The organism is Pseudomonas azerbaijanoccidentalis, assembly GCF_019145495.1.
Lineage (GTDB): Bacteria > Pseudomonadota > Gammaproteobacteria > Pseudomonadales > Pseudomonadaceae > Aquipseudomonas > Aquipseudomonas azerbaijanoccidentalis.
Window position 1 is genome coordinate 187,667 of record NZ_JAHSTU010000004.1, and the last position, 19,202, is coordinate 206,868.

At 59.0% G+C, this 19,202-nt stretch carries 17 protein-coding genes; 7 read left to right on the forward strand and 10 right to left on the reverse strand.

Going from position 1 to position 19,202, the window contains the following annotated elements; translation table 11 throughout:
* Positions 1-106 precede the first annotated feature (106 nt).
* The 6 genes from fba to tkt all read right to left on the reverse strand — a co-directional run bounded on the left by fba (position 107) and on the right by tkt (position 6,467).
* Positions 107-1,171, reverse strand: coding sequence for a class II fructose-bisphosphate aldolase (gene fba / locus KVG88_RS15015; RefSeq protein WP_007981624.1), 1,065 nt, complete (start codon positions 1,169-1,171; stop codon positions 107-109).
* Between the two features lie 251 nt (positions 1,172-1,422).
* Entirely contained in the window at positions 1,423-1,755 is a 333-nt protein-coding gene (locus KVG88_RS15020; RefSeq protein WP_217871923.1) for an MliC family protein, read from the reverse strand.
* Between the two features lie 56 nt (positions 1,756-1,811).
* A complete protein-coding gene (locus tag KVG88_RS15025; RefSeq protein ID WP_217871924.1) occupies positions 1,812-2,033 on the reverse strand; it encodes a hypothetical protein in 222 nt (73 codons plus the stop codon).
* A gap of 34 nt (positions 2,034-2,067) precedes the next feature.
* Positions 2,068-3,231: a phosphoglycerate kinase gene (locus tag KVG88_RS15030; protein WP_217871925.1), complete on the reverse strand. Its 1,164-nt coding sequence runs from the start codon at positions 3,229-3,231 to the stop codon at positions 2,068-2,070.
* Positions 3,232-3,248: 17 nt separating this feature from the next.
* Positions 3,249-4,304, reverse strand: coding sequence for an erythrose-4-phosphate dehydrogenase (gene epd / locus KVG88_RS15035; RefSeq protein WP_150701707.1), 1,056 nt, complete (start codon positions 4,302-4,304; stop codon positions 3,249-3,251).
* A gap of 165 nt (positions 4,305-4,469) precedes the next feature.
* Positions 4,470-6,467, reverse strand: a complete 1,998-nt coding sequence (tkt, locus tag KVG88_RS15040) for a transketolase (protein WP_150701708.1) — start codon at positions 6,465-6,467, stop codon at positions 4,470-4,472.
* Positions 6,468-6,739: 272 nt separating this feature from the next.
* Here tkt and KVG88_RS15045 point away from each other — a divergent pair, with 272 nt between their 5' ends.
* The 4 genes from KVG88_RS15045 (at position 6,740) to KVG88_RS15060 (ending at position 11,330) form a co-directional block, all read left to right on the forward strand.
* Complete coding sequence (locus KVG88_RS15045; protein WP_150701709.1) at positions 6,740-7,735, forward strand: ArsR/SmtB family transcription factor; 996 nt, start codon at positions 6,740-6,742, stop codon at positions 7,733-7,735.
* Between the two features lie 18 nt (positions 7,736-7,753).
* Positions 7,754-8,944, forward strand: a complete 1,191-nt coding sequence (metK, locus tag KVG88_RS15050; RefSeq protein WP_150701710.1) for a methionine adenosyltransferase — start codon at positions 7,754-7,756, stop codon at positions 8,942-8,944.
* A 210-nt stretch (positions 8,945-9,154) separates the two neighbouring features.
* Positions 9,155-10,870, forward strand: coding sequence for an NAD-dependent DNA ligase LigB (gene ligB / locus KVG88_RS15055; RefSeq protein WP_217871926.1), 1,716 nt, complete (start codon positions 9,155-9,157; stop codon positions 10,868-10,870).
* Between the two features lie 64 nt (positions 10,871-10,934).
* Positions 10,935-11,330, forward strand: a complete 396-nt coding sequence (locus tag KVG88_RS15060; protein ID WP_150701712.1) for a DUF1090 domain-containing protein — start codon at positions 10,935-10,937, stop codon at positions 11,328-11,330.
* A gap of 85 nt (positions 11,331-11,415) precedes the next feature.
* On the opposite strand, the gene KVG88_RS15065 is transcribed toward KVG88_RS15060, so the two are convergent.
* Positions 11,416-11,865 (reverse strand): c-type cytochrome, encoded by a 450-nt coding sequence (locus KVG88_RS15065; protein ID WP_075946268.1) that lies wholly within the window; start codon positions 11,863-11,865, stop codon positions 11,416-11,418.
* Between the two features lie 128 nt (positions 11,866-11,993).
* On the opposite strand from KVG88_RS15065, the gene mltA reads away from it, so the two are divergent.
* On the forward strand, positions 11,994-13,166 hold the full coding sequence (gene mltA, locus KVG88_RS15070) for a murein transglycosylase A (protein WP_217871927.1): 1,173 nt from the start codon (positions 11,994-11,996) through the stop codon (positions 13,164-13,166).
* Positions 13,167-13,262: 96 nt separating this feature from the next.
* On the opposite strand, the gene KVG88_RS15075 is transcribed toward mltA, so the two are convergent.
* Together KVG88_RS15075 and KVG88_RS15080 are read right to left on the reverse strand one after the other, a co-directional pair.
* A complete protein-coding gene (locus KVG88_RS15075; protein ID WP_150701715.1) occupies positions 13,263-13,646 on the reverse strand; it encodes an MAPEG family protein in 384 nt (127 codons plus the stop codon).
* Positions 13,647-13,677: 31 nt separating this feature from the next.
* Positions 13,678-14,511: an EamA family transporter gene (locus KVG88_RS15080; RefSeq protein ID WP_150701716.1), complete on the reverse strand. Its 834-nt coding sequence runs from the start codon at positions 14,509-14,511 to the stop codon at positions 13,678-13,680.
* A gap of 294 nt (positions 14,512-14,805) precedes the next feature.
* Between KVG88_RS15080 and KVG88_RS15085 the strand changes: the two genes are divergently transcribed.
* Positions 14,806-15,975 carry an MFS transporter gene (locus KVG88_RS15085; protein WP_150701717.1) on the forward strand — a complete coding sequence of 390 codons (1,170 nt, stop codon included), beginning with the start codon at positions 14,806-14,808 and terminating at the stop codon, positions 15,973-15,975.
* Between the two features lie 250 nt (positions 15,976-16,225).
* Positions 16,226-18,223, forward strand: a complete 1,998-nt coding sequence (locus KVG88_RS15090) for a patatin-like phospholipase family protein (protein ID WP_217871928.1) — start codon at positions 16,226-16,228, stop codon at positions 18,221-18,223.
* 48 nt (positions 18,224-18,271) lie between these two features.
* Here the strand turns inward: KVG88_RS15090 and KVG88_RS15095 are convergent, their stop codons facing one another.
* Positions 18,272-19,168: a formate/nitrite transporter family protein gene (locus tag KVG88_RS15095; RefSeq protein ID WP_150701719.1), complete on the reverse strand. Its 897-nt coding sequence runs from the start codon at positions 19,166-19,168 to the stop codon at positions 18,272-18,274.
* Positions 19,169-19,202 lie beyond the last annotated feature (34 nt).

Genomic DNA, 19,202 nt, shown 5'->3' on the forward strand with positions numbered 1-19,202 from the left:
ATCAATCTTAGTACTCCCATATGGTCACAATTTTAACCCGTCCTGATCGAATAAATAAAAAACCCGCCTTTCGGCGGGTTCTTTATGAAACTAAAACCTAAGCGGCTTAGTTGACCTTCGCGTTCAGTTCACCTTTCAGGTAACGCTGATACATGCCTTCCAGCGAGATCGCCTTGATTTTGGAAGCGTTGCCGGCGGTGCCGAAAGCTTCGTAGCGAGCGATGCACACGTCGCGCATGGCGGTGACGGTGGCGCCGAAGAATTTACGCGGGTCGAACTCGCTCGGGTTGGTGGCCATCAGGCGACGCATCGCGCCGGTGGATGCCAGACGCAGGTCGGTGTCGATGTTGACCTTGCGCACGCCGTGCTTGATGCCTTCGACGATTTCTTCAACCGGTACGCCGTAGGTTTCTTTGATGTCGCCGCCGTACTGGTTGATGATCGCCAGCCACTCTTGCGGAACCGAAGACGAACCGTGCATCACCAGGTGAGTGTTCGGAATGCGCTTGTGGATTTCTTTGATGCGGTCGATGGCCAGCACGTCGCCGGTAGGCGGCTTGGTGAACTTGTAGGCGCCGTGGCTGGTGCCGATGGCGATGGCCAGGGCATCCACCTGAGTGCGTTTTACGAAGTCAGCGGCTTCTTCCGGGTCGGTCAGCATCTGGCTGTGATCCAGAACGCCTTCAGCGCCGATGCCGTCTTCTTCACCGGCCATGCCGGTTTCCAGCGAACCCAGGCAGCCCAGCTCGCCTTCTACCGAAACGCCGCAGGCGTGAGCCATGGCTACGGTTTGTTGGGTAACGCGGACGTTGTAGTCGTAGTCGGTCGGGGTCTTGCCGTCTTCGCCCAGGGAACCGTCCATCATCACCGAGCTGAAGCCCAGTTGGATGGAGCGCTGGCAGACGTCAGGGCTGGTGCCGTGGTCCTGGTGCATGCACACCGGGATGTGCGGGAATTCTTCGATAGCTGCCAGGATCAGGTGACGCAGGAACGGCGCGCCGGCGTATTTGCGAGCACCGGCCGAAGCCTGGACGATCACCGGGGAGTCAGTCTTGTCAGCGGCTTCCATGATGGCGCGCATCTGCTCAAGGTTGTTGACGTTGAAAGCTGGAACGCCGTAGCCGAACTCGGCTGCGTGGTCCAACATCTGGCGCATGCTGATAAGTGCCATTGTGTGTGTCTCTCCCGGTTGAGGGTCGTTAATCGTGCCAGCCTGCCGGAGCGGCGGCGGCTATTCAAGTTATTGCAGATCGGGGGTTAAACCCGGGCTGCGAATCCGGTGGTACAAAATCTTCAGAACAACGCAGGTCCCCTGTGGGAGCGAGCCTGCTCGCGATAGCAATCTTGCGGCCAACATTGCAGCGCTTGTCAGACCGCTATCGCGAGCACGCTCGCTCCCACTTTAGGCCTGCGGTGTGTCAATTACTGCGCTTTACAGCCACGGCCAATCAAATCATTGGTGGCGACCCAGTAAACCAGGCCTTCCTCACCTTTTATGTGAAACGCCAGCATGTTGTCGCTGTACAGCGAACCCGAGGCGCCGGGCTCTTCTTTCAGGCGGTAAACCTGATCGGCGCCGCCCAGGCGAACGTCGACTTGCTGGTGGGTGTCGTCGGTGTAGCGCCACAACACCTTGGCCTGACTGTCGCAGGTCCAGGTGGTCCAGTTGTCAGCAGGTGCTGACGACTGGAACGGGTTCAAGTTGGCGCACCCTGCCAGCAGTGCCAGCGCCGTAATGGCGATAAAACCTTTCATCCGTGTTCCTCGGCGGGCGGCACACGCCACCGGCCCTGAGTAAAGAGTCAGACCCGTCAAGGACAACCATGTTCCTTGGCGGGAGTCTGTGTCTCGTACTTGTCCAGGCCATCAGGCCCGGAGCGCTTGTTGAGCACCGGATTGGTTTCCGCCTGCCAGTCGGCCTGGTAGCAACCATTCTGGGGCGAAGACGGCGCCGGTTCCGGGGTGGCTTTCGGGTTACTCCCGCAAGCCGCCAGCGAACCGGCGACGATCAACAGCGCTATCGTCTTGACCATTTCACCACTCCCTTGCCTGGTCAAACGGGCGGCCTCAGGCCTTGGCCCGGCTTTCCAGGACTTCAACGGCTGGCAACACTTTGCCTTCGACGAATTCGAGGAACGCGCCGCCGCCGGTAGAAATGTAGGAGATTTGTTCAGCAACGCCATATTTGTCGATGGCAGCCAAGGTATCGCCACCACCCGCGATGGAGAACGCCGAGCTTTCAGCGATGGCCTGGGCCAGCACTTTGGTGCCGTTACCAAATTGGTCGAATTCAAACACGCCGACCGGGCCGTTCCATAGGATGGTTTTCGACGATTTCAGCAGCTCGGCGAAGTTGGCAGCGGTCTGTGGGCCAATGTCGAGAATCATGTCGTCCGCGGCTACGTCAGCGATCAGTTTGACGGTCGCTGCAGCGCTTTCGGCGAATTCCTTGGCCACCACGACGTCAACCGGCAACGGAACGCTGACCTTGGCAGCGATGGCACGAGCAGTGTCCAGCAGGTCCGGCTCGTACAGCGATTTGCCTACCGGGTGACCGGCAGCGGCCAGGAAGGTATTGGCAATGCCGCCGCCAACGATCAGTTGGTCGCAGATCTGGCTCAGGCTGTTCAGCACGTCGAGTTTGGTCGATACCTTGGAACCGGCAACGATGGCTGCCATTGGCTGGGCCGGAGCCCCCAGGGCTTTGCCCAGTGCATCCAGTTCGGCAGCCAGCAGAGGGCCGGCAGCAGCGACTTTGGCGAACTTGGCCACGCCGTGGGTCGAACCCTCGGCACGGTGAGCGGTGCCGAAGGCGTCCATCACGAACACGTCGCACAGGGCGGCGTATTGCTGGGCCAGTTCGTCAGCGTTCTTTTTCTCGCCCTTGTTGAAGCGCACGTTTTCGAACAGCACGATGTCGCCCGCTTTCACGTCGACGCCGCCCAGGTAATCAGCCACTAACGGCACTTCGCGGCCCAGGGCCTTGCTCAGGTAGTCGGCGACTGGCTTGAGGCTATTCTCGGCCGAGAACTCACCTTCGGTCGGACGACCAAGGTGCGAGCAAACCATTACGGCCGCGCCTTTTTCCAGGGCCAGCTTGATGGTCGGCAGCGAAGCCAGGATTCGCGCATCGCTGGTGACTACACCGTCCTTGACTGGGACGTTGAGGTCTTCGCGGATCAGTACGCGCTTACCTTGCAGATCGAGGTCGGACATCTTCAACACGGTCATGGGTCGCAGTTCCTGAGTTACTGTTTTGATGATGGAGAGGCTGTTTGCAGATAGTGTTCTGCAACGTCCAGCATTCGGTTGGCAAAACCCCATTCGTTGTCGAACCAGGCCAGGATGTTAACCAGCCGTGGGCCGGAAACGCGGGTCTGACTGGCATCGACGATCGCCGAATGTGGGTCATGGTTGAAATCACAACTGGCGTGAGGTAACTCGGTGTAGGCCAAAAGGCCTTTGAGCGGGCCGCTGGTGGCAGCCTCGCGCAGGATCCGGTTGACCTCGGTGGCGTCGGTATCGCTTACGGTTTGCATCGTAATGTCGAGGCAAGACACGTTCACCGTCGGCACACGTACGGCTTTGGCCTGAATTCGCCCCGCAAGTTCCGGCAACAAACGTTCGATGCCGCGCGCCAGACCAGTGGACACCGGGATCACCGATTGAAACGCTGAACGGGTGCGGCGCAGGTCTTCGTGGTGATAGGCATCGATCACCGGCTGATCGTTCATCGCCGAGTGGATCGTGGTGATCGACACGTATTCCAGACCAATAGCCTGATCCAGCAGACGCAACAGCGGTACGCCGCAGTTGGTGGTGCAGGAGGCATTGGATACCAGAAGTTCGTCGCCGGTCAGGCAATCCTGGTTCACGCCGTAGACGATGGTGGCGTCGACATCGGCCTCGCTGGCCATCGGCTGGGAAAACAGCACACGCGGAGCACCGGCGTCGAGGAAACGCTGGCCGTCTTCGCGGGTGTGGTAAGCGCCGGAGCACTCCAGGACCAGATCGACGCCTAGCGACGCCCAATCGATGCCTTCTGGGGTGGCACTGCGCAGGACCTTCACGCAGTCGCCATTAATATGCAGACAATCGCCATCGACCTTCACTTCACCGGGGAAACGCCCGTGCGTAGAGTCGAAGCGTGTCAGGTATTCGATGCTGGCCATATCGGCCAGATCGTTGATCGCGACAATTTCAAACCCGGCTTTCGCGCCTCGCTCAAACAACGCACGCAAGACGCAACGACCAATCCGGCCGTAGCCGTTGAGTGCAACTTTGTAGGGACGCGGTTGAGGCATGGGGTTCTCGATAGTATTCGCTAACAACACAATCCCGTGTAGGAGCTGTCGAGTGAAACGAGCCTGCGATCTTTTGATCTTGGTTTTGAAGATCAAGATCAAAAGATCGCAGCCTGCGGCAGCTCCTACCGGGACGGCGGTGGTCGTGAGACCACCGCACGGTGCTTAGTCTTCCAGCAGCTCTTCAGCCTGACCCAGGATGTTTTCCAGGGTGAAGCCGAACTCTTCGAACAAGGCAGGCGCAGGGGCCGACTCGCCGTAGGTGGTCATGCCGATCACGCGACCTTCCAGGCCGACGTACTTGTACCAGTAGTCCGCGTGAGCGGCTTCGATGGCGATACGGGCGCTGACCTGCAACGGCAGGACCGATTGCTTGTAGCCGGCGTCCTGGGCATCGAACACGCTGGTGCACGGCATGGAAACCACACGAACCTTGCGACCTTGTTCGGTCAGCTTGTCGAAGGCTTGAACAGCCAGGCCGACTTCCGAACCGGTAGCGATCAGGATCAGCTCAGGCTCGCCTGCGCAGTCTTTCAGCACATAACCACCACGGCTGATGTCGGCGATCTGGCCGTCATCACGGGTTTGGTGCTGCAGGTTCTGACGCGAGAAGATCAGGGCCGAAGGACCGTCCTTGCGCTCCAGAGCGTTTTTCCAGGCGACGGCCGATTCAACGGCATCGGCTGGACGCCAGGTGTCGAGGTTCGGCGTGCAGCGCAGGCTGGCCAGTTGCTCGATCGGCTGGTGAGTCGGGCCGTCTTCGCCCAGACCGATGGAGTCGTGGGTGTAGACGTGGATGACACGCTGCTTCATCAGGGCCGACATGCGCACTGCGTTGCGGGCGTATTCCATGAACATCAGGAAGGTCGCGCCGTAAGGCACCAGGCCGCCGTGCAGGGCAACGCCGTTCATGATCGCGGTCATGCCGAATTCACGCACGCCGTAGTACATGTAGTTGCCGCTGGCGTCTTCGGCGGTGACGCCTTTGCAACCTTTCCACAGGGTCAGGTTGGAACCGGCCAGGTCAGCCGAGCCGCCAAGGAACTCAGGCAGCAGCGGGCCGAACGCGTTCAGGGCATTCTGGCTGGCTTTACGGCTGGCGATGGTTTCGCCCTTGGCAGCCACTTCGGCGATGTAAGCCGAGGCTTTCTCGCTGAAGTCGGCCGGCAGTTCGCCGCTCAGGCGACGCACCAGTTCGTTGGCTTCGGTCGGGAATGCAGCGGAGTAGGCGGCGAAACGCTGGTCCCACTCGGCTTCTACGGCGCGGCCGGCTTCCTTGGCATCCCACTCGGCATAGATGTCGGCCGGGATTTCGAACGGGCCGTGGTTCCACTTCAGCGCAGCGCGGGTCAAAGCGATTTCCGCGTCGCCCAGTGGAGCGCCGTGGCAGTCTTCCTTGCCTTGCTTGTTCGGCGAACCGAAGCCGATGGTGGTCTTGCAGCAGATCAGGGTCGGCTGCTCGCTTTTGCGGGCCGTCTCGATCGCGGTCTTGATCTCTTCCGGGTCGTGACCGTCGACATTGCGGATCACTTGCCAGTTGTAGGATTCAAAACGCTTCGGGGTGTCGTCGGTGAACCAGCCTTCGACTTCACCGTCGATGGAGATGCCGTTGTCATCGTAGAAGGCGATCAGTTTGCCCAGGCCCAGGGTACCGGCCAGGGAAGCGACTTCGTGGGAAATGCCTTCCATCATGCAGCCATCACCCAGGAACACATAGGTGTGGTGATCAACGATGTTGTGGCCAGGACGGTTGAACTGGGCAGCCAGGACTTTTTCAGCCAGGGCAAAACCCACGGCGTTGGCGAGGCCTTGGCCCAATGGACCGGTGGTGGTTTCAACACCCGGGGTGTAGCCGAGTTCCGGGTGGCCCGGGGTGCGGCTGTGCAGTTGGCGGAACTGCTTGAGGTCTTCGATCGACAGGTCGTAGCCGGTCAGGTGCAGCAGCGAGTAGATCAACATCGAGCCGTGACCGTTGGACAGCACGAAGCGGTCACGGTCGGCGAACGATGGATTGCTCGGGTTGTGCTTGAGGTAGTCGCGCCAAAGCACTTCGGCGATATCTGCCATACCCATAGGGGCACCGGGATGGCCGCTGTTGGCTTTTTGCACGGCATCCATGCTGAGGGCACGAATGGCGTTGGCACGCTCACGACGGCTAGGCATCGCTGTTCTCCTGGGATTCTGAAACAAGAGTGAGTAAATCGAAACGGAAAAAAGGCGAGCATTTTCCCTCACCGGGACGCCTCGGGGCAATGACAGATAGTCATCTGAGGGCGTTTTTCCAATCGATAACGACGGTTTCGGTGGGTGAAACCTTTCCGCCGTTCGTTTGTTGACTGAAGCTAACGTCAAGAAGTGCCATCTATCGAGCAATATCAAAACTTTTTGATATTGCTCTTGCGATGCTTCCGACCCATGACTAGACTGCCGGCCCTATGAACTTACGCGTGCCTTCCATTCAACATGACGATTGCGATGAGCTGGCGGCCTTGTGCAAGGCTGGCGGCGACCCTCTGCGGTTGAATGTATTGCGCGCGCTGGCCAACGACTCGTTCGGTGTGCTGGAGCTGGCACAGATCTTCGGCATCGGCCAGTCAGGCATGAGCCACCACCTCAAGGTGCTGGCCCAGGCCGACCTGGTGGCGACCCGCCGTGAAGGCAACGCGATTTTTTACCGTCGGGCCCTGCCCCACACCGAGTTGCTGGGCGGCAAACTGCACGCCGCGCTGCTCGACGAAGTGGACAACCTGACGCTGCCGGCTGACGTACTGGCGCGCATCGCACAGGTCCACGGGCAACGTGCGGCGGCCAGCCAGGACTTTTTCTCACGGGTCGCGGAGAAGTTTCGCGCCCAGCAAGACCTGATCGCCGGTCTGCCGCAGTACCGCGACAGCGTGGTGGCCCTGCTCGACAAGCTGAGCTTCGGTCAGGGCGCCACAGCCATTGAAGTCGGCCCCGGAGACGGCGCATTTCTGCCGGAGCTGGCGCGCCGCTTCACCGAGGTGACGGCGCTGGACAACAGTCCGGCGATGCTCGAACTGGCGCGCCAGGTCTGCGAACGCGACAAGCTGACTAACGTCAGCCTGCAACTGGCCGATGCATTGAACGGCGTCAGCCTCACGGCCGATTGCGTAGTACTGAACATGGTGCTGCACCACTTTGCCGCACCGGCCGATGCGCTCAAGCACATGGCCCATTTGCTGCAACCAGGCGGTAGCCTGTTAGTGACAGAGTTATGTAGCCACAACCAGAGTTGGGCCAAGGAGGCCTGCGGTGATCTCTGGTTGGGTTTTGAACAGGACGATCTGGCCCGTTGGGCCACCGCTGCGGGACTCGTTCCCGGGGAAAGCCTCTATGTAGGCTTACGTAATGGTTTCCAGATCCAGGTCCGCCACTTTCAGCGGCCGGCTGGCGACACTCACCATCGGTAATTTCAGGAAAACATCGAGATGAGCGAATACTCCCTTTTCACCTCCGAGTCCGTGTCTGAAGGGCATCCGGACAAAATCGCCGACCAGATTTCTGATGCGGTGCTGGACGCCATCATTGCTGAAGACAAGTTCGCCCGTGTGGCGTGCGAGACTCTGGTGAAAACGGGCGTAGCCATCATCGCCGGCGAAGTCACCACCACTGCCTGGGTTGACCTTGAGCAGATCGTTCGTGACGTGATCACCGACATCGGCTACACCAGTTCCGACGTTGGCTTCGACGGCGCGACTTGCGGCGTAATGAACATCATCGGCAAGCAGTCCCCAGACATCAACCAGGGTGTTGACCGTGCCAAGCCTGAAGATCAGGGTGCCGGCGACCAGGGCCTGATGTTCGGCTACGCCAGCAACGAAACCGACGTGCTGATGCCAGCACCGATCACCTTCTCGCACCAACTGGTGCAGCGCCAGGCCGAAGCCCGTAAATCCGGCCTGCTGCCTTGGCTGCGTCCGGACGCCAAGTCGCAAGTGACCTGCCGTTATGAAAACGGCAAGGTTGTCGGCATCGACGCCGTTGTTCTGTCGACCCAGCACAACCCGGAAGTGTCGTACAACGACCTGCGCGAAGGCGTGATGGAGCTGATCGTCAAGCACGTGCTGCCTGCCGAACTGCTGTCCAAGGACACCCAGTTCCACATCAACCCGACCGGCCAGTTCATCATCGGTGGCCCGGTAGGCGACTGCGGCCTGACCGGTCGCAAGATCATCGTTGACAGCTACGGCGGCATGGCTCGTCACGGCGGTGGCGCGTTCTCCGGTAAGGATCCATCGAAGGTTGACCGTTCGGCCGCCTACGCCGGTCGTTACGTTGCCAAGAACATCGTCGCTGCCGGCCTGGCCGAGCGCTGCGAGATTCAGGTCTCCTACGCCATCGGTGTTGCTCAACCGACTTCGATCTCGCTGAATACCTTCGGTACCGGCAAGATCAGCGACGACAAAATCGTCAAACTGGTCCGCGAAGTGTTTGACCTGCGTCCATACGCGATCACCACCATGCTCGACCTGCTGCATCCGATGTACCAGGAAACCGCTGCGTACGGCCACTTCGGTCGCACCCCGGCTACCAAGACTGTTGGCGAAGACACCTTCACCACCTTCACTTGGGAAAAAACCGACCGCGCCGACGACCTGCGTTCCGCTGCCGGCCTGTAAGACTTTCCTGGCGGTACCCAAAGCCCCGCACGGTTCGCCGTGCGGGGCTTTTTATTGTCTGCGCCTAACTGTGCGGGCGAGCTTGCTCCGGGCGGCGATCTGAAGATGATGCCAGTACAACCACCCGAAATACCCGGCAAAACACCCGGTCCTGGCACCCTCGAATCCTGACCTAACCTTCAAGCATCCCATTGAGCAAGGACGCTCTCGATGCTCCCCTTCCCGCGCCTGTTTTTCTGTTTTTTTCTGATCTTCACCTGGCTCAATGCCAACGCAGCTGAATGCCCTGACTGGCAAGCCACGCGCGCTTCGAGCGAAATCGCCGCCCTGCAAAAACAAATCGCTCTCTGGGACGACAGCTATCATCGCCAAGGCCGCTCCCTGGTCGCCGACGAACTCTACGATCAGTCCCGTGAGAGGCTCAATGCATGGCGCCAATGCTTCAACCAGAACGAAACAGCAGACCCGCTACGCACCGCACGCGGGACGTACGCGCATCCTGTCGCCCATACCGGTCTGAACAAATTGCGCGATGCTCAGGCTGTCGAAAACTGGCTGCGTGGCCGCACGGATATCTGGGTTCAACCCAAGGTTGACGGTGTAGCCGTAACCCTGATTTATCACCAGGGCTTGCTGACTCAAGCCATCAGTCGCGGCGACGGCGTGCAGGGCCAGGACTGGACGCCTGCGGCTCGCCAGATGCCGGCGATCCCTCAACAACTGTCCCAGCCTTCGGACCTGTTGGTGCAAGGCGAACTCTACTGGCGCCTGACCGATCACGTGCAGACTCGCGCCGGCAGCCTTAACGCACGCGCCACGGTCGCCGGTTTGATGGCCCGCAAAATGCTGAGCGCCGAGCAGGCTGCCGGGGTCGGTCTGTTTGTCTGGGAGTGGCCTGAAGGCCCAGCGAACATGCCGGAGCGCATCGAAAAACTGCATGAGCTGGGCTTTGCAGACACGGCGCTTTATAACCAGCCGGTCAACGCATTTAGCGACGCCGAACGTTGGCGCGAGCACTGGTATCGCTCGCCCCTGCCGTTTGCCAGCGACGGTGTTGTCCTGCGCCAGGGCAAACGCCCTGCTGCTGAGCGCTGGCAGGCCAAACCACCTTACTGGGGCGTCGCCTGGAAATACCCCTTCGCCCAAGCCCTCGCCGAGGTACGCAAGGTTAACTTCAAGATTGGCCGGACCGGGCGGATCACCCCCGTGCTGGAGCTTTCTGCGGTCATGCTCGATGACCGCCAAATCAAGCGAGTCAGCGTGAGCTCACTGCAACGCTGGCAGGCAATGGATATTCGCCCCGGAGATCAAGTTGCCATCAGCCTGGCCGGCCTGACGATTCCGAGGCTCGACAGCGTGGTGATACGCGCCAGCGAACGAGCAGAAATCAGTGTGCCGCAGGCGCAGGACTTTCATTCGCTGAGCTGCTGGCAGCCGACACCGGGCTGCGAGCAACAGTTTCTCGCACGCCTGACCTGGCTCAGCGGCAAACAGGGCCTGGCCTTGTCCCACGTCGGTCCCGGCACTTGGGAAAAACTTCTTGCAACAGGTAGCCTGAACAGTCTTCTGGATTGGTTGACCCTCGACCTTCAAGAGCTTGCTAACATTGATGGTTTGGGCGAGCGCAGCGCTGCTCGTTTATTGAACAGTTTCAATGCTGCCCGGGATCGCCCCTTCGCCCGCTGGCTGAAAGCCTTGGGCCTACCGCCTACGGGGCAGGCACAGTTGGGTGGGTCATGGCAGGCACTGGAACAACGAGACATTGAACAATGGCAGGCCGAACCCGGTATTGGTCCGGGGCGCGCGGCGCAGTTGAATGCGTTTTTCCGCGAGCCGCAGGTCCTCGCCCTGAGCGAAATATTGCGTGAGGCGGGCATTGACGGTTTCAAGCAACCGCCGACGCCAGCCGACCGGGGAACCCCCTAGTGCCGATGGGCTCAAACAAGCCATCGCCGCATCGACAAGATTGCCTTTTTCACCTGGAGCTTTTATGAAATTTCTTTCACCGCTGGCCCTGTTGACCCTTTGCAGCGTAATGGCCGCTCCATTGATGGCCGCCGAAGACGCACCAGGCCTGACCGGCTGCGCGGCCAAGAAGCAAGGCATCATCAATCAGATCGAGCTGGCCAAATCCCATGGCAACGCCGACCAACAGGCCGGCCTGGAAAAAGCCCTCAGCGAAGTCACTGCCAACTGCACCGACGCTTCGCTGAAAAAAGAACGGGAAAACAAAGTGCTCGAAGCCAAACACGAAGTCAGCCAGCGTCAGGCCGACCTCGACAAGGCCATGAAAAAAGGCGATCCAGAGAAGATCAACAAGCGTAAAGACAAGCTGGCCGAATCTCGCAAGGAATTGCAGGAAGCGGTAGACGAGCTGGATAAGTAAATCAAAAGATCGCAGCCTTTCGGCAGCCCTACAGGAGTTCGCATTCCCTTATAGGAGCCGCCGAAGGCGGAGATCTTTTCAGCAATCAGTGATCCCGAAACTCTTTATGGCACGCACTACAGGCGTCTTCGACCTTCTGCACCGCCGGCCCCAGGTTGCTGGCTTTGTAGGGCTGAACTTTGCTGGCTATCACCAATTCACCGGTGGCGGCTTCAAGGGTGCGGGCCATTTCCTGAAAGCGTGCCTGTTTTTCCCAGACATCGCTGGTGGCGCTGGTATGGTCCTCTTCTCGCACTTGTGGAAAGTGCTTCCAGGGCTCATGGGACAACGCGTCGAGCTTCACCGCGCCGTCAGCGAATTTCGCCCCGTCGAAGGGAATACGCCCACGCAACATGCCGCCCAGGTCTTCGCCGGTCTTGAGCATCTGTTTGAAAATGGCTTTGCGCTGGCCAAGCGGCGAGTTGGGGTCGACACCGCCACACGCGGACAACGTCAGGCATGCCAGCAATACAACAGAAAGTCTTTTAAGAGTCATGGTGGCTTCAGGTCACGGGAAACGGCGGCCAGTATCCTCGTGTCACCGGCAAACACCAATAGCCCTATTATCAATACGGGTTGCCTGAGCGCATGGAGCACTCAGGTAATCGACAAAGGAATCACTCCATGAACAGCCGTTCCAAGGCATGGCGTCACAGCCTGATCTGGACCCTGCCGATGGTGGCCCTGCTCGCAGGTTGCACCGGTGGCGACAAGCAACAACCGAAAACCCATGCGCTGGCCACATACTCCAGTGCCACATGGGACGCCCTGCCGGCAGTGTCGGACACCGACCTCGTCGCCGGTTTCGGTTCCTGGCGCAGCGCCTGTACTCGCCTCAAGGCCGACCCGGTCTGGGGCGGCACTTGTGCTGCGGCCGCCAACGTACCGCAAACTGCCAATGAGATTCGCGGCTTCCTCAAGCAGAACCTCGACGTCTACGGCCTGCGCGCTGCCAACGACAACCCGAACGGCTTGATCACCGGCTACTACGAACCGGTCTACCCCGGCAGCCTGACCCAGACCAGCGTTGCCAATGTGCCGGTGTATGGCGTCCCCGAGGACATGATCATCGTCTCCCTCGACAGTATCTATCCGGAACTCAAAGGCAAACGCCTGCGCGGTCGTCTTGAAGGTCGCGTGCTCAAGCCTTACGACGATGCGGCAACGATTGAAACCAAAGGGGTCAAGGCTCCCGTCGTGGCCTGGTTGACCGATCCGATGAACCTGCAATTCCTGCAAATCCAGGGCTCGGGTCGGATCCAGCTCGACAGCGGCCGCCAGTTGCGCATTGCCTATGCCGACCAGAATGGTCATCCGTATCGTCCCATCGGCCGCTGGCTGGTGGAGCAAGGCGAACTGAAGAAAGAAGACGTGACCATGGGCGCGATCAGCGACTGGGCCAAGGCCAATCCGTCGCGCATCCCCGAGCTGTTGGGAAGCAACCCAAGCTACGTGTTCTTCACCCGCAACCCGGACAGCAATGAAGGGCCACGCGGCTCGCTCAATGTGCCGCTGACGGCGGGTTACAGTGCAGCAGTGGATCGCAAAGTCATCCCGCTGGGCAGCCTGCTGTGGTTGTCGACCACCAAACCGGACGGCAGCGCATTGGTGCGACCGGTCGCGGCGCAGGACACCGGCGGCGCGATTGCCGGCGAAGTGCGGGCGGATTTGTTCTGGGGCACCGGCGAGGCGGCGGGACAACTGGCGGGGGACATGAAGCAACAGGGACAAATCTGGCTGCTCTGGCCCAAAGGCGCGGCGCTTCCGCAAGTGCCTCAGGTGGCGGATAAACCTTAAAAGCAAAAGCTCGCAGGCTTCGCCAGCTCCTACGGGACCGGTACGCGTACCGTCGATGCAGGAGCTGGCAAAGCCTGCGAGCTTTTGATCTTGTTTTTAAGCCGAGACCACAAAAAAGCTCACGATCAACCCCATCCCCACGAACCACACCAACGACCGCAAAATCGCCCAGTCCGCCAGATAGCAAATGATGTACAACAGCCGACTGGTGATAAACAGCACTGCCAACACATTGAGCGTCACCAATTCCGCATTGCCCGCCAGATGCGCAACGATCACTGCCGCCGCGAACGCCGGAGTCACTTCAAAACTGTTCAGTTGCGCCGCATGCGCGCGCCGGGCCAAACCGTTGAGTGACTCGAGAAAGTCCCGGGGGTCATGGTTGTCACTCAGACGATACCCGCCACTGGCCTTGGCGATGCCCGTGCAGATGTAGGGCAGGAAAATCGCGATCAAAATGCACCACAGAGCAACCGTCATAAAGCAGTCCCTTCTTCAGATTTCAGAACAGTCAAAATTTCATGATCAAAATGCCGATCAACACCAGTCCACAAGCTAAGAGGCGCGGTCCGCCAAAAGGTTCTTTCAGGTAACGCATGCCAAACAGCACCACCAGAATTACGCTGATCTCGCGCAACGCCGCGGCTTCGGCAATCGAGCCCAGCTGCATGGCCCACAGCACCAGAGCGTAGCTGAACAGCACACAAAACCCGACGGCCAAACCCAACCGCCACTGCTCGCGCCAGAACAACTTGAACGCGGGTCGTTTGCGCACCCAGGCCAACAGCGGAAACGGCCAGGCGCTGAGCAGCGTCACCCAAACCAGGTAGTCGAGTGGATGCGACCAGCGCCGCAACGCCTGACCGTCGATAAAGGTGTAGCAACCGATGCACAGTCCGATCAGCACCACCACCGGCAGCATCGACCACGGCAGGCGTGCCCCGCCGCCACCCTGCCAAAGCAGGCACAGCATGCCGAGCGGTATCAACAGGATTCCGAAAATCTGTTGGTTCGTCAGGACTTCACCGGCAAAGATCAGCGTCAACGCCAGCACCACCAATGGCGACAGTCCGCGCATCAGCGGATAGACCAACCCGAGATCGCCGACCCGATAGGCCTGGATCAGCAAATAGCGGTAGAGCAACTCAAATGCCGCCGAGGCCAGAATCCATGGCCAGATTTCCAGCGGCGGCATTGCCACGAACGGTAGCATCATGGCGACAAACAGCAGTGCCACGCTGTCCATGCAGGCCACGACCAACAGCCGCTCCGCACTGAATTTGATCAGGGTATTCCACGCCGCGTGCAACAGCGCCGCCACCAATACCAACGCCGTCGCAAACACGGCACACTCCTTTTTTGGTCACCCTCCCCTGTAGGAGCTGCCGCAGGGTGCAATCCGTTGAGCTTGCTTTTAAAAGCCAAAAGATCGCAGCCTGCGACAGCTCCTACATAAAGCGGATGGAGAATTGATTCGCCATATGTCAGTGGCTGTTTATACTGCAAGCGACCACGCCGCACTCAGTTGCGCACGACTAATTCCAATAAAAAACCTGCCCTGGTCCGCTCTCGTCGAGAACGGGCCCTGGCATGCGTATGCCTGATCAGAGCGTCAAGACTACCGATAGAGACCTTGCGCATGCCACTCGCTTTGCTTGCCCTCGCTGTTGCCGCGTTCGGCATCGGCACCACTGAATTCGTCATCATGGGCCTGCTGCCCGATGTTGCCCGCGACCTCGCCGTGAGCATTCCCCACGCCGGGCTGTTGATCACCGGTTATGCCTTGGGGGTGGTGTTCGGCGCGCCGATCCTCGCGGTCGGCACCGCCAACATGCCGCGCAAAGCCACGCTGCTGGGCATGACGCTGATGTTCATCCTCGGCAACATGCTCTGCGCCCTGGCACCGAATTACGCCACGCTGATGGCCGCCCGAGTGGTGACGGCGCTGTGTCATGGAGCGTTCTTCGGCATTGGTTCGGTTGTAGCCGCCGGCCTCGTCGCACCCAACAAACGCGCCCAGGCGATTGCCATGATGTTCACAGGCTTGACCCTGGCTAACGTGCTGGGCGTGCCCTTGGGCACCGCACTCGGTCAGTACGCCGGATGGCGTTCGACGTTTTGGGCGGTATCGGTCATCGGTGTGATCGCCGCGATTGCCCAGTGGCTCTGGTTGCCAAAAAACATTGCGATGGACAAAGCCAACCTCGCCAGCGAATTCAAAGTGCTGGGCAAGGCCAACGTACTGTTAGCGCTGGGCATGAGCGTACTGGCGTCGACCAGCCTGTTCAGCGTGTTCACCTACATCGCGCCGATCCTCCAGGACATCACCGGTGTCAGCCCCCATGGCGTGACGATCATGCTGCTGTTGTTCGGCGTGGGCCTGACCGCGGGCAGCATGCTCGGCGGACGCTTGGCCGACAGCCGTTTGTTGCCGTCACTCGTGGGTATGGCGCTGGCCGTGGTGCTGGTGTTGGCCGCGTTCAGCCAGACCAGCCACTCGGTCGTCCCGGCGGCGATCACGCTGGTGCTGTGGGGAATATTTGCGTTCGCCCTCTGCCCGATTCTGCAATTGCTGATCATCGATCAAGCCCATGAAGCGCCCAACCTTGGCTCAACGCTGAACCAGAGCGCGTTCAACCTCGGCAACGCGGCCGGTGCCTGGATTGGCGGATTGGTAGTCGCTAGTGGGGCCGATCTCGCAGACCTGCCCTGGACCGGCGCACTGGTCAGCGGCCTGACCGTGCTGACCGCGCTGTACTTCATTTATCGGCAACGTCGCAGTGCCCGTGCGCCAGAAACAGCCCATTGAATCGCTGATCAGAAAACCGGCACTGACTGTCTGGAGAAACTGGACGCAATCTGTATGAAGTTTCTTCGGGGCTGACACACGATTAATTCTGCCCCTCTGAAAGGCTCATGCCAGAGCCTTTTCAGTCACGCACAGACCTCTCGCAAAGCGTCCTGAGGCGATTGTCCCAAGGCATTACGCCCTGCTCTCACCCCCCTTCGACTCTCATAAAGTGCAACTTCCGAATTCGTTCTCAAAGGAAGAGACACTCATGAACATAATCGGCACGCCCCAATTACTCCCACCCAGTTCGTCAACCTTTCAGGAAAATGCCTCGCAAGGCCCTCTGACCGACTTGAAAGAAATTGACTGCAATGATTTCAGGTTCGGCGCCATGCGAATCGGACAAGGAAAATCTGAAAGGCTGGTTGAATCCCTGACCGACCGTGGATTGACGATTCGTCGTTTTGAAAACGACGTGGTCGAAATGGACCTCAAGCATCCCGATATCAAACACCTGGTTCTTAGCGGCGGAGGCGCCAAGGGCGTGGCGTTTTCGGGGATGGTCAAAGCACTGGGGGATTATCAGACGCTGGACAACATCCAAAGCATTTCCGGTTCTTCGGCCGGCGCTATTTCGGCAGCTTTTCTGGCCAGCGGCATGGTGCATGCCGACTTCGACAAGATGTCGGACGAGACCAACCTCGTAGAGTTGCTCAACAGTTCCAGCAAAATACTGGGACCGATACAGCAGGTCAGCTCCGAGATTGGCAAGGTCATCGCAAGGGTACCGGGGAAAACTGGCACCATTGGACGGCTGCTGCTCGATCTGATGCCTCGCCTTCAATCCAAAGCCGTGCCGCTGGAAAATTTGCTTCACGAGAAAATGGTCGAATCGATTCAGTCGCACTTCGAAAAGCAAAAAAATCTTTCGACAGAAACCAAAGACTGCGTAGACCAGATTAAAAACAAAGGCTATGTGACATTCGGTGATCTGGCGACACTGAGCAAGGACATGCCGCAAATCAAGCAACTGCATATCACCGGAACAGCCATGTTCGACGGACGCCCCCAAATGGTCGTGTTCAACGCCAGCCTGACCCCGGAAATGGATGTCGCCCGCGCCGCTCATATTTCAGGTTCGTTGCCCTTCGTGTTCCAGCAGCCTTCGGAACAAAGTTTGCCCTTTCAGTCTGACGGAGAGTCAACCACCTTCCAGGATGGCGGAATCATGCTCAATACCCCTGTCGTGGACCTCTACGAACCTCAGTTCCCTATGAGCCCGATTTGCGAACAGGCTCAGTTGATTCTCAAGTTTGAGAACGGAGATGGAGAGCTGCAAAAAGATCGTGGAACGTTCATCTCGAACTTGACCGATAAAGTCGTTGGCGTGAGCTATGCGGCTCGGAACGCGCAGGAAACGCGCAGCCTCAAAGCCTTTGAAAAGCAGACTGTCGTCGTTCCACTGAAAACTGAAAAAGGTGACTTCAGGGGCACGGTCAACGGCACCGTAAATTTCAGCATGCAACTGGTGCTCAAGAACCACCTGCAGCAAAAACTGGAAGTTGAAGTCAGCGATTACCTGAAAAACGGTGAAGGCAGCGAAACCTATACATTCAACTCAATCGGTGGCGCACTCTTGGCCCTCGATGACTCTTTGTTCGACGCTGCTGCGAACGAGCTGCAAAACGATGAGTCGAGCGTAAAAATCATCCAGTTCCGCCAGCAAGCTCAACAGCTAATGGCCGATTTAAGCCAGGGCCTGATCGAGGCGAAAGCCAAGTACCCCGACCTGCTAGGCCTTACGGCGTCACTGATAGAGGCCATCAACCGTCTTGATCAACTGGGCGACACACCGGGTAAAATTGAATGGCTGGCACTCAAACTGAACCATGGAAATGCTCCGGACTACATGGAGTTGCTTCAAGCCGTTAAACGCATCGATGCCCAGAACGCAGGGCCGAAATCCGCCGTGCTGACCAAAGCGATCGAGGAAATGGGCGTACGCGATATTAAAACCAAAAGCGAAAACTTCATCCGCGAAGTGATCTACCCCTCGCTATACCGCCTCGGCCAGCCAGATTCCAACGTCAAGCTGCTGACTCGGGCGATCAGCCTACTGCGCGAGTCGAAAAATCCCACAGACTTCAACGCTGCGCTCAACCAAATTGCCGATCAGTACGTCTCGCGCAGCCTTCCATCGTTGTCACGCACATTCAACTCGACCACCGTCGATCAAGCTCGGGCATGGTTGATTCCAGACCGATAAACACAACCGCCGGACTGGCTCGGGCGAGCAATTCACCCTGCTCGCTCGTCATGACCGCCGGCTGGTTTCTTCGGGAGAGTCCGTGTCGGCCTTGCCACCATTTTTTTCCTTCGGCGCACCGCTTTCGCTACGGATTTGCGCATGACTGATCAGCGCAAAAATAAAGCTGCCACCAATGATGTTGCCCGCCAGCGTCGGGCCTGCGAACACCAGAAAAAAATCCTGCCATGGCAGCTCACCGGCGAACACCAGGTACGAGACCTCCAACGAGCCAACCACAATGTGAGTGAAATCACCCAGCGCCATGAAGTAGGTGATGAGAATGATGATCCACATCTTGGCGCTCTCCATGGACGGGATCATCCAGACCATGGTCGCAATCATCCAGCCCGAAATGATGCCCTTGGCGAACATCTGGCTGGTGTGGTTCTCCATGACCTTGCGGCCGATGTCGAGGAAGGCCTCGTCGGTCTTGCTGTCGAAAATCGGCAACTCCAGCATGACGTAGGCCACCAGCAAGGTGCCGCAGAGGTTACCGAACAGCACCACCCCCCACAGCCGCAGCAATCGACCGAAATTGCCCAGTGTGGGTTTGCTCATGATTGGCAGCACGGCGGTCAGGGTGTTTTCGGTGAACAGTTGCTGGCGGGCGAGGATCACCGCAAGAAAACCGGCGCAGTAGCCGAAACTGGCAATCACCTTGAAGCCTTCGTCGTCCGGCAATCGGGAGTTGAGCAATCCCATTGCCATCAGTGACAAGCCCATGGTCAACCCGGCCGCCAGCGCCGACCACCACAGCGCGGCGATGCTGCGTTCGAGTTCCTGATCGCCCTGGGTGCGGATGATTTCGTGCAGCACCGCCGCGCGCGGTGGCTGGTTTTTTTCGACCTCGTGCTGCTCTTTGGCGGAGAGGTCGGGGGTCTTGCCGTCTTTACGAGTGTCCATAGAACTCCTGAACCGCTGGCGTGCGATGTAGTTA